The sequence below is a fragment of the Streptomyces sp. NPDC001728 genome (assembly GCF_040297565.1).
Lineage (GTDB): Bacteria > Actinomycetota > Actinomycetes > Streptomycetales > Streptomycetaceae > Streptomyces.
On sequence record NZ_JBEOZK010000004.1, the window covers coordinates 360968 to 378993 of the forward strand.

General features: G+C 71.0%; 19 protein-coding genes and 1 pseudogene. 15 read left to right on the plus strand and 5 right to left on the minus strand.

Annotation, left to right across the window (positions count from 1 at the left end):
• Nucleotides 1-5: 5 nt before the first annotated feature.
• From ABT154_RS09530 to ABT154_RS09560, 7 genes are all read left to right on the plus strand, one after another.
• A complete protein-coding gene (locus tag ABT154_RS09530) occupies nt 6-2126 on the plus strand; it encodes an alpha-galactosidase (RefSeq protein WP_351855008.1) in 2121 nt (706 codons plus the stop codon).
• Nucleotides 2127-2186: 60 nt separating this feature from the next.
• Nucleotides 2187-3218, plus strand: a complete 1032-nt coding sequence (locus ABT154_RS09535) for a LacI family DNA-binding transcriptional regulator (RefSeq protein WP_351855011.1) — start codon at nt 2187-2189, stop codon at nt 3216-3218.
• An 80-nt stretch (nt 3219-3298) separates the two neighbouring features.
• Nucleotides 3299-4495 carry an MFS transporter gene (locus ABT154_RS09540; RefSeq protein ID WP_351855013.1) on the plus strand — a complete coding sequence of 399 codons (1197 nt, stop codon included), beginning with the start codon at nt 3299-3301 and terminating at the stop codon, nt 4493-4495.
• Between the two features lie 165 nt (nt 4496-4660).
• Nucleotides 4661-5191 (plus strand): hypothetical protein, encoded by a 531-nt coding sequence (locus ABT154_RS09545; RefSeq protein ID WP_351855016.1) that lies wholly within the window; start codon nt 4661-4663, stop codon nt 5189-5191.
• Nucleotides 5192-5313: 122 nt separating this feature from the next.
• The gene (locus tag ABT154_RS09550) at nt 5314-6150 is read left to right on the plus strand and encodes a DUF4097 family beta strand repeat-containing protein (protein WP_351855018.1); all 837 of its coding nucleotides are present in this window, start codon (nt 5314-5316) and stop codon (nt 6148-6150) included.
• A gap of 563 nt (nt 6151-6713) precedes the next feature.
• Nucleotides 6714-7739: an ATP-binding cassette domain-containing protein gene (locus ABT154_RS09555; protein WP_351855021.1), complete on the plus strand. Its 1026-nt coding sequence runs from the start codon at nt 6714-6716 to the stop codon at nt 7737-7739.
• Nucleotides 7736-8560 carry an ABC transporter permease gene (locus ABT154_RS09560; RefSeq protein ID WP_351855023.1) on the plus strand — a complete coding sequence of 275 codons (825 nt, stop codon included), beginning with the start codon at nt 7736-7738 and terminating at the stop codon, nt 8558-8560. The genes ABT154_RS09555 and ABT154_RS09560 overlap by 4 nt, the downstream gene beginning before the upstream one ends.
• A gap of 85 nt (nt 8561-8645) precedes the next feature.
• On the opposite strand, the gene ABT154_RS09565 is transcribed toward ABT154_RS09560, so the two are convergent.
• Nucleotides 8646-8813: a hypothetical protein gene (locus ABT154_RS09565; RefSeq protein ID WP_351855025.1), complete on the minus strand. Its 168-nt coding sequence runs from the start codon at nt 8811-8813 to the stop codon at nt 8646-8648.
• Nucleotides 8814-8924: 111 nt separating this feature from the next.
• Nucleotides 8925-9143, minus strand: a complete 219-nt coding sequence (locus ABT154_RS09570; protein ID WP_351855028.1) for a hypothetical protein — start codon at nt 9141-9143, stop codon at nt 8925-8927.
• A gap of 129 nt (nt 9144-9272) precedes the next feature.
• On the opposite strand from ABT154_RS09570, the gene ABT154_RS09575 reads away from it, so the two are divergent.
• The 4 genes from ABT154_RS09575 to ABT154_RS09590 all read left to right on the plus strand — a co-directional run bounded on the left by ABT154_RS09575 (nt 9273) and on the right by ABT154_RS09590 (nt 11217).
• Nucleotides 9273-9938 carry an ATP-dependent endonuclease gene (locus tag ABT154_RS09575; protein ID WP_351855031.1) on the plus strand — a complete coding sequence of 222 codons (666 nt, stop codon included), beginning with the start codon at nt 9273-9275 and terminating at the stop codon, nt 9936-9938.
• Nucleotides 9939-9944: 6 nt separating this feature from the next.
• On the plus strand, nt 9945-10463 hold the full coding sequence (locus tag ABT154_RS09580; RefSeq protein ID WP_351855034.1) for a hypothetical protein: 519 nt from the start codon (nt 9945-9947) through the stop codon (nt 10461-10463).
• A gap of 147 nt (nt 10464-10610) precedes the next feature.
• Nucleotides 10611-10832 carry a hypothetical protein gene (locus tag ABT154_RS09585; RefSeq protein WP_351855036.1) on the plus strand — a complete coding sequence of 74 codons (222 nt, stop codon included), beginning with the start codon at nt 10611-10613 and terminating at the stop codon, nt 10830-10832.
• 13 nt (nt 10833-10845) lie between these two features.
• Complete coding sequence (locus ABT154_RS09590; RefSeq protein WP_351855038.1) at nt 10846-11217, plus strand: fic family toxin-antitoxin system, toxin component; 372 nt, start codon at nt 10846-10848, stop codon at nt 11215-11217.
• A gap of 37 nt (nt 11218-11254) precedes the next feature.
• Here ABT154_RS09590 and ABT154_RS09595 read toward each other — a convergent pair whose 3' ends face one another.
• Nucleotides 11255-11812 carry a GNAT family N-acetyltransferase gene (locus tag ABT154_RS09595; protein ID WP_351855040.1) on the minus strand — a complete coding sequence of 186 codons (558 nt, stop codon included), beginning with the start codon at nt 11810-11812 and terminating at the stop codon, nt 11255-11257.
• Between the two features lie 258 nt (nt 11813-12070).
• On the opposite strand from ABT154_RS09595, the gene ABT154_RS09600 reads away from it, so the two are divergent.
• On the plus strand, nt 12071-12718 hold the full coding sequence (locus ABT154_RS09600) for a ribonuclease FAU-1 family protein (protein ID WP_351855042.1): 648 nt from the start codon (nt 12071-12073) through the stop codon (nt 12716-12718).
• 228 nt (nt 12719-12946) lie between these two features.
• Here the strand turns inward: ABT154_RS09600 and ABT154_RS09605 are convergent, their stop codons facing one another.
• Nucleotides 12947-14350, minus strand: a complete 1404-nt coding sequence (locus tag ABT154_RS09605; protein WP_351855044.1) for a CLIPPER-2 domain-containing protein — start codon at nt 14348-14350, stop codon at nt 12947-12949.
• 512 nt (nt 14351-14862) lie between these two features.
• Here ABT154_RS09605 and ABT154_RS09610 point away from each other — a divergent pair.
• Nucleotides 14863-15408 carry a hypothetical protein gene (locus tag ABT154_RS09610; protein WP_351855099.1) on the plus strand — a complete coding sequence of 182 codons (546 nt, stop codon included), beginning with the start codon at nt 14863-14865 and terminating at the stop codon, nt 15406-15408.
• 302 nt (nt 15409-15710) lie between these two features.
• Nucleotides 15711-16076 carry a hypothetical protein gene (locus ABT154_RS09615; RefSeq protein WP_351855046.1) on the plus strand — a complete coding sequence of 122 codons (366 nt, stop codon included), beginning with the start codon at nt 15711-15713 and terminating at the stop codon, nt 16074-16076.
• Between the two features lie 38 nt (nt 16077-16114).
• On the opposite strand, the gene ABT154_RS09620 is transcribed toward ABT154_RS09615, so the two are convergent.
• The gene (locus ABT154_RS09620) at nt 16115-16864 is read right to left on the minus strand and encodes a transposase family protein (RefSeq protein ID WP_351855048.1); all 750 of its coding nucleotides are present in this window, start codon (nt 16862-16864) and stop codon (nt 16115-16117) included.
• A 119-nt stretch (nt 16865-16983) separates the two neighbouring features.
• Here ABT154_RS09620 and ABT154_RS09625 point away from each other — a divergent pair.
• Nucleotides 16984-17753: pseudogene (locus tag ABT154_RS09625) on the plus strand (transposase family protein); the annotation flags it as partial.
• Nucleotides 17754-18026 lie beyond the last annotated feature (273 nt).

The window sequence follows — 18026 nt, forward strand, 5'->3', positions numbered from 1 at the left end:
CCCCCGTGACCACCGCACCGCGCCACCCCGCCGGCGCGCCCACCGGAGCGGCGCGCACGGATCCGGCGCGCACGGATCCGGCGCCCACGGATCCGACTCAGTCTCTCGAGCCCCGGCTCGACCAGGCGCAGCCCGTCCCTTCCCAGCCCGTCCCGGCCTGGCGACCGAACACCCCCGCCGACGAGACCCCCGAAACCGTCGCCCACCACCCCGTGGCCACCGGCCTGTCCGACACCACCGGCACCCCGGTCACCGTCCACCTCACCGTGCTCGGCTGCGACCGCCCGAACGCCGTCGTCACCACGCCGGAGGAGGGTGTCGCGCTCGTCGAGGTCACGGTGGCGACCGCGGCCACGGTCCGCGCCGAATGGCGGATCGCCTGCGTCGACGCCACCGCCTACTGGTCCCCGGCCACCAACGCCTCCCGCTGGCTGCCGCCGTCCTGGACCGCCCCCCGGACCGTCTCGCTCGCCCTGGGCGCACCCGTCGCTGCCCTGATCGGCACCGGCGACCGGTCCCTGTGCACCGCCGCGGCGGGGGAGACGGCCGCGCCGGTACGCGTGGGCGCCGGAGTGGTGGAGGAGAGCGGCGAGTTCGCCTTCACCGTCGAGCAGGACCTCACCCCGGACGGCCCGCCGCTGCGGCTCCGGATCGACCTCGGCGACCGCCACTTCGCGAGAGCACTGGAGGCCGTGACCACCTGGTGGGGAGAGGACGCACGGGGACCGGGCCGCGAAGACCGGCCCGCACACGACACGAACCCCACGGGCGGACCCAACCCCACGGCCCCGACCCACCCCGGCGTCGCCCCGGCCGCCCGCATGCCCGCCTACTCCACCTGGTACAGCCTCCACCAGAACCTCGATGCCGCCGTCGTGGAGCGCCAGGCCGCCCTCGCCGCGGACCTCGGCTGCGACAGCATCATCGTCGACGACGGCTGGCAGACCGCCGACCGCACCCGCGGCTACGGCCACTGCGGAGACTGGGAGCCCAACTCCGAGGCCTTCCCCGACCCGGCGGCCCACGTCGCCGAGGTCCACCGGCTCGGCCTCGCCTACCTCCTCTGGTACGCGGTGCCGTACATAGGCCGCCACAACGACGCCTGGGACCGCTTCAAGGGGATGATCCTGCGCGAGGTGCCCCAGCTGGAAGCGGCCGTCCTCGACCCCCGCCACCCCGAGGTACGCGCGTACCTGATCGACAAGATCTCCCGCGCAGTCGAGGACTGGGACATGGACGGCGTGAAGCTCGACTTCATCGACCAGTTCGCCGTCGCGGACCCGCCGCCCGCGCCGTCCGGCGCCGACCACACGACCGTCCACGAGGGAGTGAGCCGGCTGCTCGCCGACCTCGACGCCCGGCTCCGCCGGACCAGGCCGGACGTGATCGTCGAGCACCGCCAGCCGTACGTCAGCCCCGGCCTCTGGCCGTACGCCACCATGATCCGTACCGTCGACTGCCCGCTCAGCCCCGCCCAGAACCGGCAGGGCACCCTCGACTGCCGGCTCATCGCGGGACCACTCGCGGTCCACGCCGACATGATCATGTGGCACGCGGCCGAGCGGCCCGAGGCCGTCGCCGTCCACCTGGTCAACGCCCTGTTCTCCGTACCGCAGATCTCGGTCGACCTGGCGGCCCAGACCCCGGAGCAGCTCGCGACCCTGCGCTTCTGGCTCGGAGTCTTCCGCGGCCACGCTGGCGTGCTCCAGCTCGGCGAGCTGACACCCACACGCCCCGACCTCGGCTACCCGCAGGTGCGGGCGAGCGACGGACACACCACGGTGGTCGCCCGCTACGCACCCCTGCCGGTACCCCTCCCGGACGGAAGCGACCGGGACGCAAGCGACTTGGCCGGAGCCGACCGGGACGGGAACGCCGACGGCGACCAGCCCCCCGAAAGCGACGCCGACAACACCGGCCGACGACGGCGGTGGACCCTGCTCGTAGCCAACGCGGACAGCGACCCCGTCGTACTCCTCGCCGCCCGCCGCCCGGAAAGGGCCCTCGCCCGCGTCCAGGACTGCCGTGGTGAGATCCTGTCCGAGACCGTGCTCGACCTCGTCGCCGGAGTGAACCCGGTGACCGTGCCGACCGGTGGCCTGCTCACCCTGACCCGCGAGCACTGACGACCGGGGGCTGGGGGTGGTCACCGCCCCCAGCCCGCCGACCACCGCCCCAGAGGAACGATGACCGCTCGACAGGTGACCATCGAGGACGTCGCACGCACGGCCGGGGTCTCCCGCCAGACCGTCTCGAACGCCCTCAACGCCCCCCACCGGCTGCGCGACACGACCCTCGCCCGGGTCACCGCCGCGATCGAGGAGCTGGGATACCAGCCCGACCAGTCGGCCCGCAGCCTGCGCACCGGAACCCGCAAGGTCTTCGGCTACCCCGCCCCCGCCGACAACCCGGCCGACCCCAACCCCCTGATGGGCGGCTTCCTCCAGGCGCTGGTCACGGCGGCCGACGCGGTCGGCCATCGCATCCTGCTGTTCCGCTGCGACCCCCGGCAGGGCGCCCAGGCGGTCGCCCGCTCCTTCAACGGACTGATCGCCGCCCGCCAGATCGACGGGTTCGTCCTCTCCGACGTCGTCCACGACGACCCGCGCGTCGACGTGCTCGCCGAGGCGGGCTTCCCGTTCGCCGTCTTCGGCCGCACCGCCCCCGGCCGCCCACAGAACTGGGTGGACATCGACTCCGCCGCCGCCACCGCCGACCTCGTCGACCGGCTGGTCGAGCAGGGGCACCGCAGGATCTGCTACGTGAACTCCGCGGCCTCCCTGCCCTGGCTCGCCGACCGCCGGGCGGGCTTCCTCCAGGCCGTGGCGGCGGCGCCCGACGGCGGCTTCGAGGTCAGCGTCCCCGACGACGAACCGACAGCCCTCGCCCGAGCGGTCCAGCGCCTGCTGGCGGGGCCCGACCGCCCCACCGCTCTGGTCTGCGCGGGCGACTGGCTCGCCCTGACCGCCTATCAGGCCGTCCGCTCGGCGGGCCTCGGCGTCGGCTCCGACATCGCCGTCACCGGCTTCAACGACCTCCCGCTCGGCACCCTCCTGCAACCCGCCCTGACCACCGTGCGGCTGCCCCTGGCCACGATCGCCGACGCGCTCGTCGACCGGCTCATCACCGCCGTCGAGAACCCGGCCGAAACCCCGGCGCAGGGCCTGCTCCTCCCGGCGGAGGCCGTCGTACGCGCGAGCACGCCGGACATCCTCTAGGAATGTCCGGAAAGTCACGCTTTGCCCGCCCTGCAATTCGCTCCGCGAGGGCGGACGCCTGCGGGGATACGGTCGGCGGCATGGATGGTGAACGTCAGGGCTGGCTCCGCTGTCTGCTGGCCGGGGCCGTGTTCGTCGTATGCATGATCGGCACCACGTTGCCGACCCCGCTCTACCCGCTCTATCAGGAGAAGTTCGGGTTCTCCGAGCTGACCGTGACCGTGGTCTACGCGGTGTACGCCTTCGGGGTCATCGCCGTCCTGCTCCTCGCGGGCAACGCCTCGGACACCATCGGCAGACGGCCGACCCTGCTCTGGGGCCTGGGCTTCTCCGCCGCCAGCGCCGTCTGCTTCCTCTCGGCGGACGGAGTGGGCTGGCTGTACGGCGGACGGCTGCTCTCGGGCGTGTCGGTCGGCCTGTTCACCGGCGCAGCCACCGCGTACGTGATGGAGCTCGCCCCGCGCGGCGGCGGGAGTCGGGCGACCTTCGTGGCGACGGCCGCCAACATGGGCGGCCTCGGATGCGGCCCCCTCCTCGCCGGACTGCTCGCGGAGTACGCCCCCGAGCCCCTGGTGCTCCCGTTCGCCGTCCATCTCGGCCTCGTACTCCTCTCCGCCGCGGTCCTGCTGTACCTGCCCGAGACCGTCCGGGAGCGCCGGCCGATGACAGCCGTACGGTCGCAGCTCCCCGCCCTGCCGGCCCAGGTCAGGAAGGTGTTCGTCCCGGCGGCGATCGCGTCCTTCGTGGGGTTCGCGCTCTTCGGGGTGTTCACCTCCGTCAGCCCCGCGTTCCTCGCCCGCTACCTCCACGTCGACAACCACGCGGTGAGCGGCGTGATCGTCGCCCTGGCCTTCTTCGCCTCCGTCGCGGGGCAACTGGCCGTCGGCCGCGTCGGCGTCGAGCGGGCCCTCTCGCTGGGCTGCGCGGTTCTCTTCGTCGGCCTTGCGTTCCTCGGGGCGGCGCTGTACACCGACCTCCTGGTGTTCGTCGTCCTCGCCGCCGCCATCGGCGGCGCGGGCCAGGGCCTGGCCTTCCGTGCGGCACTGACCTCCGTCGCGGCGGCGGCTCCGCCGGACCGCCGCGCCGCGGTGATCTCGGCCCTTTTCGTGGTGGCGTACGCGGGCATCTCGATCCCGGTCATCGGAGTCGGTCTCCTGGCCGACCCCATGGGCCTGGAAGACGCGGGCCTGATCTTCATCGCCTGCATGCTGGCCCTGGTCGCCGCCGCGGCGACCTACCTGCTCCGGCGGCGCCCGACACCGGTGAGGAGCCGATGAGCTCGGGGCTTGAAGTTGCCGCTGCGGCAGCTTCCGCCGTACGCCACGACCCGGATGGGCTGAGCTGGCACCGGCGCCACCGGGATGGCGCACACTGGCGCGCCCGTGGCACAAGATGGCGCCATGGGGGTTGCGGTGGCGCCATTATGGTGCCATTCTTGCTTCATGGACCTCACTCCGTATGTCGACCGCCTTCGTCATGAGCTGGGCGTTGCCGCCGAAGCGGGCGGGGACGAAGCCCGCGCCCTGGCCGATCGCCTCACCGGCCCGCTCGAATCAGCCGCCCGCCTGACGCTGCTCAGCGCGCTGTCCGACGCGATGGGCGAGGTGACGCGGGACCTGGCACCCGGCTCGGTCGACCTGCGGCTGCGCGGTCTGGACCCCGAGTTCGTGGTGACCGCACCGCCTGCGGCGGACTCCTTCGGGGCGGTCGCCACCACCCAGGCCCCGGTACCCCAGGCGCTCCCGGCGACGGCTGTCGCGGAGGCCGAGGAGGGTGCCACCGCACGCATCAACTTCCGGCCGCCGGCCCAGCTCAAGCTCCGCGTGGAGGAGGCCGCGAGCCGCGAGGGCCTGTCGGTCAACGCCTGGTTGGTACGGGCCGTCGCCGCCGCCCTCGAACCCGCGGCGGACCGCGGCCGACGGGGCCAGGCGGGCTCGGCGGTCGGGCAGGGCTTCACCGGCTGGGTCCGCTAGCCACAACCAGGAACCACGGCCGGGGCCCGCACCACCGGACACGCGCACACCCCGCACCACCGCACCCGCCCGCACTCCCACCCACCGCACGTACCTCCACTCACCCAAGGGACGGCAGAGTCATGCCTACTTTCGACACCCCCGAGCCCCTCTCCGCCACCGTAGAGATCGAGGTCGGGCGAATCCGGATCATCGCGGGCAAGCGAACCGACACCGTGGTCGAGGTGGCGCCGAGCGAGCCCGGCAACACCCACGACATGCAGGTCGCGGAAGAGACCAAGGTCAGCTGCGTGGGCGGCGAACTCGTCGTCAAGGGCCCGAAGAAGCGTTCGCCGTTCGGCAAGTACGGCGTGATCGACGTGACCGTCGAGCTGCCCGCGGGCTCCGACGTCACCGGGAGTACGGGGATGGGCGACATCGTCGCCGAGGGGCGCTTCGGCAACTGCCGCCTGACCACCTCCACCGGGGACATCCGGCTGGAGGAGGCCGAGACCGTACGGCTGAAGACGCCGCACGGCGACATCCAGGTGGACCTGGTGACCGGCGGCGCCGACATCCACGGCTCGGGCCGGGTACGGGCAGGCCGGATCGGCGGCGACGCGAAGGTCAGGAACCTCAACGGCGAGACCATGATCGGGGAGACCGGCGGCGAGCTGCGCGTGAACTCCTCCAACGGCTCCATCAGCGTCGTCCGCGCCGCGAACTCGGTCACCGCCAAGACGGCGAGCGGCTCCATCCGCCTCGACGAGGTGGTGCGGGGGCAGATCACCCTGGAGACCTCCGCGGGAGTCCTGGAGGTCGGCATCGCCGAGGGCACGGCGGCCTGGCTCGACGTCCGGTCCAAGGCGGGACGGGTCCGCAACGAACTGGGAGTGGCACAGGGCCCGGGGGAGTCGGACGAGACCGTCGAGGTCCGGGGCCGCACGAACGTGGGCGACATCGTGATCCGCCGATCCTGACCCTCGCAGAGCCCGATAGTCCGAAAGTCCGAGCAAGACCGACATGCGACGGGCACGGGCGGGCCTCCGTCGCCCGCCCCGGCGGGACGGCGATCTCCACCGCTGTCCCCACCCTCCGCCATCACCAGCAGCACCCTCCACCGTCGCCGCGCCGTCCCGGCCCTCGCCGCCGACGGCGCCCCCTTCGAGCGGCCCGGTCCGCCTTCGCGGCGGCCGGAGAGGCGCCACCGAAAGCGCCCTGCGGGAAGCCTTCCCGACCCCTCGGGCACACCTCTGAGTGAATGGCGCCATGAACGCGCCCGGTGGCGCCAAGCGTGCCACGCTCCGTAGCGGCAGACGTGCTCCGCAGTCCCGATACGGCGCCACGACCGACGCACACCCCGAGATACGCCGGCGCTCCTCCCGCCCGCAGATCCTGCGCAACCTCCACGCCGACCACCGGCGGCACGCACCCGTACCCACTCGCACGCGCGCCTGGGGCCCCGAAAGCTCCCACCTCAGCCCCACCCCAGAACCCGCGAACCTCCAGACCCCAGAACCTCGGAACAGAAGGGACCGCTCCCATGAACTCCGCGACCACAGCGGCCACCGCCACCCGCGCCGCCGCGATCTCCGCGCTCGGTCTGCGCAAGTCGTACGGCGACAAGGTGGTGCTCGACGGCATCGACCTCCGGATTCCCGAGGGCACGATCTTCGCGCTGCTCGGCCCGAACGGGGCGGGCAAGACCACCACGGTGGAGATTCTCTCCACACTGATCAAGGCGGACTCGGGCGAGGCACGCATCGTCGGTCACGATGTGACCTCCGCCGCCGCCGCGGTACGGCGCCAGATCGGCGTGACCGGACAGTTCGCCGCGGTCGACGGCCTGCTGACCGCCGAGGAGAACCTGTTCCTCATGGCCGACCTGCACCACCTGAGCCGCGCCGAGGGCCGGCGCCGTGCCGCCGAGCTCCTGGACCGGTTCGAGCTGACCGAAGCGGCCCGCAAGAACGTCGCGACCTTCTCCGGAGGCATGCGCCGCAAGCTCGACCTGGCGATGACGCTGGTCGGCCGGCCGCGGATCATCTTCCTCGACGAGCCGACCACCGGCCTCGACCCGCGCAGCCGTCGCGTGATGTGGGAACTCATCCGCGACCTGGTCACGGATCAGGGCGTGACCATCTTCCTCACCACCCAGTACCTCGATGAGGCCGACCACCTGGCCGACCACATCGCGGTGCTCGACCGCGGCACGTTCGTGGCGGAGGGCACAGCGCGGGAGTTGAAGCGCCTGATCCCGGGCGGGCACGTCCGGGTCCAGTTCACCGACGAGGCGCACTTCGACACGGCGGCCTCGATCTTCGGCGTCGCCACCCGCGACGACGAGTCGCTCACCCTGCAGATTCCCAGTGACGGCTCCCTCGCCAACCTCCGCTCGGTCATCGACGTGCTCGACACCACGGGCGCGCAGGCCGAATCCCTGACGGTGCACACCCCGGACCTCGACGACGTCTTCCTGGCCCTCACGGGCCGACAGAACACCCCCGCCCTGCCCACCGTTCCGGCCCCCACCACCGAGTCCACCACCCAGAAGGAGTCGAACCGATGAGCACCGCCACCCTCGCCCCGGCCGCGCCCGCCGAGGACACCCGCTCGTACGCGCTGCGCGACTCCCTGACGATGCTGCGCCGCAACATCAAGCACATGCGGCGCTACCCGTCGATGACGATCTCGATCGTCATCATGCCGATCCTGATGCTCCTGCTGTTCGTGTACGTCTTCGGCGGCGCGATCGGCACCGGCATCGGAGCGGGCACCGACCGCGGCGACTACATCAACTACGTCGTACCCGGCATCATCCTGATGTCCGCGACCTCGGGTGCCGTGGCGACGGCCGTGTCCGTCTGCACCGACATGACGGAAGGCATCGTCAAGCGCTTCCGTACGATGTCGATCTCCCGGGGATCCATCCTCACCGGCCATGTCCTCGGCAGCGTCATCCAGGTCTTCGCGGTCCTCCTCCTGGTCACCGGCGTCTCGCTCGCCATCGGATTCCGGCCCGACGCGTCGGCGACCGAGTGGGTGGCGGCCCTGGCGCTGCTCCTCTTCCTCGCCTTCGGCATGGCCTGGCTCTCCGCCGCGATGGGCATGGGTGCCAAGACCGTCGAGGCCGCGAGCAACGCCCCGCTGCCGCTGACCTTCCTGCCCTTCCTCGGCAGCGCCGTCGTCACCCCCGAATCGATGCCGACCGCACTGCGCTGGTTCGCCGAGTACCAGCCCTTCACCCCGATCAACGAGACCCTGCGAGGTCTGCTCCTCGGTACGGAGATCGGCAACGCCGGCTGGATCGCCCTGGCCTGGTGCACGGGCATCGCCCTGCTCGGCTACTTCTGGTCGCGCGCCGCCTTCAACCGCGAGGTCACGCTCTGACCCGGGTACGGACGAACGGTCGCACACGGCGCAGGGGCGGCCCCCGGAACCACCGGGAGCCGCCCCTGCGCCGCCGACACCACTGTCAGGCACCGCGCCCGTGCTGCTGCTCCTCCTCGGGGGAACGCCCGCTCCGCGTGTTCCACGGCACGGTGTTGGCGATCACGTCCCCCACGGCGCCGACGACGTGAAAGGTGATCCAGCCGACACCCTTCAGTACGCGTACGACAGCGGAACCAGCAATGTCTTCCATCTTCCGACCCTTTCGCGTCCGCCCCCGTGGCGTACTTCGATCATGAGGACGCCCCGATCTCCCACGGGGTTGCTCGCCGCAGGACGCACGCGTCCGTACCGCGTGGAGCACTCAGGCGCGGCAGCGCAGCATCTCCAGCGGCGGGCTCGCGAGAACGTCCGCCCAGAAGTCCTCGCCGAACTCACGGACGCCGGCGTCGGACACCTGGAGCGGAACCCACTCCACGTCACTGAACCCGGCGGCCCGCAGGGAATCCTCGTCGACCTCGCGGCGCGGGGCCATGCCGAGGATGCTGATCGGCTGGGGTTCGAGGAGAGCGGTGACGCGCACCCGCGGATCAGCGGCATCACCCGAAGGCGGCCGTACACCCAGCAGGGCGGCCGACGAGGAGCGGCGCCCTCGGAGAAGCAGGGGAAACTCACTTCGATCTTCCCGCCCACAACTGACAGACTCAGGACCGTGGATGCGACAACACGGTTCCGTCAGGCGGTGATCGAATGGGCGGCAGGCGGTTCGAGGGCTCCGGAAGCCGCCGTGGCCGCACGAGAACTGACCGTTGAAGCGGGCCTTCGTACGGCCGTGCTGGTGGAGGGAGTCAGCGACCAGGTCGCCTTCGAAGCCCTGGCCGCAGGGCACGGCCGCGCGTTCGACACGGAGGGGATCGCCGTCATCCCGCTCGGAGGCGTGACGAACATCGGCAGATTCCTGAACCTGCTCGGACCGCAGGGGCTCGACATGGGACTGGCCGGCCTGTGCGACGCCGGAGAGGAGAGCCACTTCTCACGAGCCCTGGAACGAACGGGCCTCGGCCACGACCTCACGCGCGCCGAGATGGAACCGCTCGGCTTCTACGTCTGCGTCGCCGACCTGGAGGAGGAACTGATCCGCTCCCTCGGCGCCGCCCGCGTACAACAGGTGGTCGAGGCGCAGGGCGATCTGCGGGCCTGGGGCATCTTCCAGAAACAGCCCGCCCAGCGGGAACGCACCGTCGAACAGCAACTACGGCGCTTCATGGGTACGATCAGCGGCCGAAAGAGCCAGTACGCACGATCTCTCATCGAGGACCTGGCCCTCGAAGAGGTCCCACGCCCACTGGACCGCCTTCTCGCGCACCTGGACGGATGACAGAAGATGACCGAGATCGGCGTAAACCCGAGCGGCTCAGGTGCCGAAAGGCCAGGCGCTGATGCGGAGTTGCCCGCGACCTTGCACATCGCGGGGCTTGCCCTGAGCCGTACGGAGAGCCCACCGTCGCTGGCCTGCTGGACCGGCTACCTGCCAAGGCCGGCGGGCACGGACCGGGCCGGAATGAGCGTGGTGACCGAGCCGGCCGCCCTTCCGGAAGAATCCACCCTCCGGCTGGCGCGCGACGTGGTGAACCGTTTCGACGCCTTCGTGGACCAGGCCCTGGAGTACTGCCGCATCCGCCTCCGGGAACCACGATTCCACCTCACGGCCGAGGAACTGACCTGGCTGGAACTTCCGGAACTCCCCATGGCAGTGCCGGAAGCAACGGTGTGGGCCGACCGTAGCTGGGCCATCCGTTTCGCCGAGAGCCGGTTCGCCCTGGCGGACCCCCACGGGCTCCTGGTGACCTTCGACGGAACACAGCCCGTCGACGTCGAGGGCCTCGAAGACGAAGAGGAATGACCTCCAGCGGAGCCCCACCAGGATGACAGCGGAAGAGAACCACAGAGGGAACCCGCATTCGCCTCCCTGCTCCCACCCGCCCCGCCACCTCCCCACGCCGTCTCCCACCCCCTGCCGCGCCCGGCGACAAGCCGCTACCGTGGCCCCATGGCACGAGAAATCCGCATCGAGATCAGCGACGAGGCGTACGAGGCACTGGAGCGCGCCGCAGCGGAGAAGCACGTGCCCGCCGAGGACTACGCGGGCAGCGTGCTGGACGCCGATCTGACCCGCACCCGGTTCGTCGAAGGCGCCCGTACCTTCGTCACCCAGCACGGCCAGGCCTTCGCCAAGCGGTACGGCCGCCCCGCCGACGCCGACGCCGCCTGATCCCGGCCGAAGCGTGCTGCTCCAGATAGATCTGTCCTGGCTGCTCGACATCGCCCAGCAGGAGATCCCCGGCGACCCGGAGATCTCCGACTGGGGAGCACTCGAAGCCGCCCGCGCCCGCCACGCCTTCCGCGTGATGGACATCCCCGTGTACGAACACCCCCACCACCGCGCGGCGGCGCTCCTGGAACAGTTCGTACGCGTCCCGGCCCTGGAGCACTCGAACGAGCTGTACGGCGTGGTCGTGGCCGCGGCCTACCTCCATGCCTGCGGGCAACCGGTCAGCGTCACGTCCGACGAGGCCATCGACCTGGTCGAGCGGGTGGCGGAAGGCCGGGTCGACGTCCGGAAGGTGGCGGCGATCCTCAAGGAGTGGACCCGCTGACGAACGGCGGCGACACCTGAGGAAACGGACATGTTTCTCAGAACCGGGCCGGCTTGCGGCGGACGTGCAGATGACCCTCGGTCGGAAACGTGGGCGGCTGGGCAGGCAGAACGGCTTCGAACCCGAAGCCGCACCGCTCGGCCACCCGGCAGGACGCCTCGTTGCCCACCGCATGGAACAGATCCAGCCGCACCACCGGCACGGGTAGCTCCTCTGCGAAGATCCACTCCACGGCCGCCTCCAGGGCCCGGGAGGCAAGCCCCCGTCCCCGGACCTCGGCGGCTGCCCAGTAGCCCACCTCGGCGGAGCCCTCCTCCCGAAGCGTCACGGACACATGGCCGACGGCCGCACCCAACCCCTCACCGCGGTCCTCCAGCACGGCGAAACCGAACCGGGATCCGTCGGCCCACCCCTGCCGCTGGCCATCGATCCACCGACGGGCGTCAACCTCGCCACTGAGCTGGGTCGTCAGCCAACGACGCAGGTCGGAATCCCGATGAGCGGCCACAAGAGCGCCGGCGTCCTCGACATCCCAGGGCCGCAGTACGAGGGCGGGCAGGGCGCGGGTCGCCCCCACGGACAGTCGGACACTCACACAGTTCTCCGATCGACTCGACTCCGGATCAACAACCTAACCGCCGGACCACACATGAGGCCCGTGTCGTCACGGACTCACTGGCGTTCCGGCGACCACGGCCGACGACCGGATGGCGCAGGCCTCCGCGGGGCAGAAGTACGGGCAACGCCAGTACGAAGCGAAGAGGGCAGCCGCGATGCCGAGCGAGGGCTTCCGGACGCCGAAGCCGACGCCCGAGAGCGCCCACGGGGTCGGTCTCGCGGGGAGGGGACGAGGATGCGCCGTTTCGAAGCAGGAGATTCGATCGTACGAAGGGACGTGCACCGCCACGGCAAGGTATGGAGCGAGCACGCGCTGCGCGTGATCTCCGACACCGGCGAAGCACTGGTGACCGCGTGCGCTCCGGGCACGCAGGTCCGCTGGGCCGACCTGTATGTGAAAGCCCAACAGGCCGGAGACGACCCGGTCGTACGGCGGACGGCGATCGACGCGCTCGCGACGGGCCGGTGGGACCTCGCGGACGCGGTGTGGCAGGAGACCGTCCTGCTGTTGTGGAAGCCCCCGACCGCCTGGTTCAGCATCAACGCCTTCTACCTCCCCGACGGCGAAGGAGGGCAGCGGTTGCGGAACTGGTACGTCAACTTCGAGCGCCCCACCACCAGGACGGCAGCGGGGTACGACACCTTCGACCTGGCCGTCGACCTCGTCATCACCCCCGACCTCACCGACTGGCGATGGAAGGACGAAGACGAGTACGCCCACCTGCGTCGCCTCGGCGTCATCACCGCCACCGAGCACCGGGCCGTCGAATCCGCCCGCGCCCAGGCACTCACGATGCTCACCGACAGGACGGGCCCGTTCGCGGCGTCGGAGGCACGGGCCACATGGCGCTGGTCCCCGGACTGGGCGCTGCCGGAGCTGTGACGGGTGTTTCTGGAGCGCCCCGCCGGCCACCCGGTCGGCCCTCGCCGCCGCACGTCCCGCAGCCGCCCCCAGCGGGCTCCGAGTCCGTCGTACGCCCCTGAGCGCGTCAGCCCCCGCAACCCCGCCTCCGGAGGACACCTCGCCTGGAGGGCGGCAGCGACTCGAGCCGCTGCCGGCCACAGCCGTTCACCGCAGTTCCCGCCCAGCCGTACTCGGGCCGCCAGTCACTCAGCCACGGGGTACGCACGGGGCGCAGCAGGCCGGTGCGGGTTCGACGCAGATGGTGACGGAGTCGGTGTTGTCGGTCGGGTCGGGGTCCTTCTCGGCGGCGGTGACGGTGGCCGTGTTGGTGAGGCGGGCGGGCTTGGTGGCCTTCGCCCGCAGGGTGAGCGTGGCGCGGGCGCCGACGGCCAGTTCACCGACGGACCACTGTCCGGTCTCGGGGACGTAGGCGCCGGTGTCGGTGTCGGCGGACAGGAAGGCGAGCCCGGTCGGGAGGCGGTCGGCGACGGTGACACCGGTCGCGGGGCTGGGGCCGGCGTTGTGGACGGTCAGACGGTACGTCACGGTCTGTCCGACGGTCACGGTGGTCGCGTCGGCGGCCTTGGTCACGTCGAGATCGGCGGCCGGCCGGACCTGGGTCACGGCTTCGTCTGACGTGGAGGTCAGTGGTTCGGGGGTGGAACCGAGCCGGTTCTCGTACGTGGCGACGGCGGTGTTGGTCACCCGGGTGCCTGCCGTCCGTAGACCGAGGGTGACCCGGTACTCGACGGTGGTGCCCTCGGGCAGGGCGGCGGTGTTGGCGAGACTGCCGCCCTGGGAGGCGGAGGCTCCGGTGCCGAGCCGGAAGACCACGGCATTGGCCGCGGGATCGTACGCTGCCTGGTCGTCACCGTCCCGATCGGTCTTGACGCCCGCGTTGGGGCCGTCGATGACCCGCAGGGAACCGGGCACGTACGTCGTCCCCGGCGGCAGGACATCGGTGAGGGTGAGCCGCTCGGCGGCCCCGCCTCCCTCGTTCCTGGCGGTGATCCGGTAGGTGACGACATCGCCGACGTCCAGCGGACCCGCCGGTACGGCTGTCTTGGTGAGCACCACGTACGGGGCGGTGCCGAAGAAGATGCCGTCGAGAAAGTTGCCGATTCCACGGTTGCCGCCGGCCGCCGAGACGGACCGGAAGGCGAAGCGGGTGGTGGTCTGCCCGGCCGGGACGGTGTAGGTGCCGGTGTAGTACCCCCATGCGGTGTTGCCGTCGGTGAAGGAGCGCTGCTCGACCACGCCGCCCGGGGCACCGATGTCCAGGGCCATGGTGTCCTGCCCTTGCCGGCCGCGGTGGTAGAGCCGCCAGTACAGCTTGGTGCCGGGGGTGGTCGGCAGGTCCTGGTAGAGGGTGGAGACCTGGTTGGCGTTGAGCTCGGCGAACTGCTCGCCCTCAGCGGAGGGGACGCCGTTGAAGCCGGAGTGCCACACCTCGACCATGTGGTCGGTGGCGGTGGTGAGCCAGCCCGGGACGTGCCGCGGAGCCTGGGTCTGGGAGGCGTCCGGCAGGAAGGCCATGTCGGTGACGGACGGCTGCTCGAAACTTCCGTTGACGAGGGCGACCCGGAGCGGAACGGAAGGAGGTGTGCTCATGGTGACGTCTCCGATCGGTCGACGGTACGCGATGGACCCCACCAGCCTCGATCGCGGGGCAAGGGGCCGGAACGCTCGGTAGCTCAGCGCACCCGCGGCACCGGGTACAGCCGCGCCGGAGGGGTCCCGGCCACCACCGACCGGCGGGTTTACCCGCACGAACACCACGAGTTACAGCCTTACCGCCCTCGGCGGCCCCACCTCCAGGGACCCCGCCGACCACCCCTGAACCACCGCCCACGCGCACACCTCCCGCACTGACCGGATGACACCGCCCTCTGGCGCCCACACGCCACCCGAAGGAACGAACCGAGGGTTGTCGAGTTGACGCACGGTTCGGCCCTGACTGGACCGTCTCTCGACGAACGGAGGGCGTGCTGGATACACGCCGAGCATCAGCTGAGGTCGCCTGGGCGGCTCAGGAAGTTGCCTCGGATCGAGCGGCAGCCGATCGGGGCCGCTGACCGGCCGCACTTGTCGCCGCCGGTCGTCCTGCCGACGCGCGGGCCGTGGTGCGGGGTGCGCTTGACGCGGACGGGCCCGACGCCGACCTGCTCCTCGCGCTCGCCCGCGCCCACATGGCCGAGGACGACGATGACCACGACGACGACGCCGAGCGGGTCCTCCGCGAGGGCCTGGACGACGTCCCGGACGACATAGGCCTGATTGCCGGGCACGCGGAACTCTGCGCCCGCACCGATGCGCTGGACCGACCGGGGCGGCATGCGCGGGGCCCGGTGCTCCTCGCCCGTCTGCGAGAAATCGCTCCGGACTCTCCGACGCTGCTGGAGGTCGAGGCTGCGGGGACCTCCGTTTCCCCGAGCGCCAGGAACCCCGCACGATCGGCGGCTCACCGTGCTTGCCGAGACGACCAGAGCTCTCGCCGCCTCCGGCCGGACCTGGTCGCGCGTGCTGCGCCGCGGCCTCGAGTACCGCTTCGCAGTCGGCGCGGTCGTCGCCTCGCTGATCGCCCTGCGCATCACCGTCCTGCCGGTGGTGCCCTACGGCGTGGCGACAGGAGTGGGACTGCTGCTCGGGCTGCTACGGGCCGCCCGTGAGCGGGCTGCCGAGCGGATGGCCGCAGCCGTGGCCGAGCCCGCACCCGGTGACGAAGCAGGAGTAGGGGCGAAGGGTTCGGGCCGCCGGAGCTTCAGCCCGTGCCGCGCGTCACTTCGCCGGAGCCGGACTCGCGCTCCCGCTGGCTGTCGGCGTCACGGCAGACGTCTCCTCCCTCGCCTATCCCCGCTACGGCCTCGTCGCCCACGACACCTTCCGAGGCCTGAAAGGCTTCGACCTGCGGGAGGAGCTCGACCCCTTCGGCACTGTGCTCGACCGTGACCCGAAGGGATCGACGGCTCGGGTGTACGTCGCCGAGGACGCCCCTGCGGACGCCGCCGCCGAGTACCTGGTGGCCGTCACGACCGGAGACTTCCACCAGATGCGGGAGTCCTATGTGTACGACGGCAACGGACTCGTGCCTGAGGACACGGCGGGTGTCGGCTTCGTCCACGACACCTGGCCTGCTGGGGCCTGCCCGTACGGGGGCTGGATGCGGTGTCTGCGGTACACCGAGGTGGCCACCGGCACGCTGCGGGCGATGTGCGTGTGGGCCGACAAGGGAAGCCTCGGCATGGTCCTGTTCACGGCTGCGGACAAGAACCAAGAAGCGGTCGAGGAAACGGCCCGCTCGGTCGGCGCCGACTTCCTCCGCCCAGCTGGCGACTGACCTATTGATCAGAAACTTATTGGGTTCACTGAGCCTTTTCAGCGCTGCCTCTCCAGGGTGAGGATGGCGGCGGCGATTGACGTGAGGCGGTTCGGGCTGCACCGGGCCCGGCGGAAGATCCGCCAGGACTTCAGTCTCGCGATGCTTCGTTCGACAGGCGCCCGCGCTGCCGACAGGGCTCGGTTGACCGTCCGCTGGGTGGGGGAGAGTTCTCCGAGGGGCGGGCGTCTGAGCGGTGTGGTCACCCAGGGGCCGGCTCCGATGTAGGCGCGGTCGGCGAGGACGGGAACGCCCTGGCGTTCGCAGATCCGGATGATGTGGTGGGTACGGGCCGCGGTCAGGTCGTGGGTGCGGCCGGGCAGCGCGGGTGAGATCCACAGCAGCTTTCCCGAGGGATCGGCTACGACCTGCACGTTCACCCCGTGGCGGCGATGCTTCTGGGAGAAGTCGGCCCGGCTGTCACCTACGCGGTCGCACTCTGCGAGCGTGCCGTCGAGCAGGACGTACTCGGGATCGGTCTCCCGCAGGATCCGCAGCAGTCCGGGTGCTCGGCGGGACAGGTGGTCGACGGCGGCGGTGACATAGGCGTGGGCGGTGCCGACGGATATGCCGAAGCCTGCGGCAATCTGCGTGAGGGTGTCGTGCCTGCGGAGGTAGACCAGGCCGACGAGGGCTCGCTGGTGAGGCGGGAGCTTGCAGCGGCGGTCACCCTCCCGGGTGACGATGAGCATGGTTACCCACTCGACCAGGGCGTGAGGCAGGTCGAGTGCGGCAGGATATGGAACCAACGAGGCTCCTGAGCTGATGAGTTGAGACGTCGAACACCTCTCTCAACGGCACGGGAGCCTCGTGCGTTGCGGACCCAAGCCCGTCACCCGATCAGTGGCCACTCTGAAAGAGCTCACTCATCACACCGGCGACCGAGGGGCCCTGTTGGTTCCGTATCCTTCGATGCTCGACGTCCCGTACGAGCTGGTCGAGCATGTCTCCTGGCTGATCTACGCCCGAAGGCGTGAACTGAACTCGCCGTGGAGGCGGCTCGGTTGCTTCAAGCAGGCACTGCTCGTTGTGGCCCACCTCCGGAAGAACGAGACGTTCGCCCAGCTCGCGGCAGGCTTCGGTGTCTCGACCGCGACGGCCTGGCGCTACGTCGACGAGACCCTGGATGTTCTCGCAGCGTGGGCGCCGGGCCTGCATGAGGCCCTGACCGGGCTGGGCGAGGGCGACTTCGTCATCGTCGACGGCACCCTGATCCCCACCGACCGCATCGCGGCGGACGAGCCGTATTACTCCCAAAAGCACAAGCAGCACGGCATGAACGTCCAGGTCATCGCCCGGCCGGACGGCACACCGCTCTGGTTCTCCCGGGCCATACCGGGCCGCACCCACGACCTCACCGCCGCGCGTGCCCACGGCATCGTCCAGGCCTGTCTCACCCGGCAGATCCTCGTACTCGCGGACCGCGCCTACCAAGGTGCCGGCGCCACCGTCCGCACCCCCTACCATCGCCACCGCGAACAACCCGAGCACTACCAGCAATTCAACCGCGACCACGCCCGACTCCGGGCACCCGGCGAACGCGCCTTCGCCCTGCTGAAGTCCTGGCGAATCCTCCGCCGAGCCAGATGCTCCACCCGCCGCATCAGCACCATCGTCCAGGGCTTGGTGCACCTGCTGCCCGACCATGGCGACACCACCGCCCGCTGCGGCTTCACTGACTGGCACAGCTACGTGACCTGTGTCGACTGGTTCGAGGAGCGCACCTGCCCCGTGTGCCTCGCCGACCTCGCGCTCGACTTCGGCGCCGAGATCCCCGCGGATGTCCTCGCCGAGCTGGACGAGATTGCCGCGCCCTGGCCGGGCCGCTGGCTCCTGCGCCCCTGCGAGGGCGACCGCGAGCGCGTCGTCGGCGTCTTCGCCGGCCCTTCTGTGGGCAGAACTGCCGCGTCT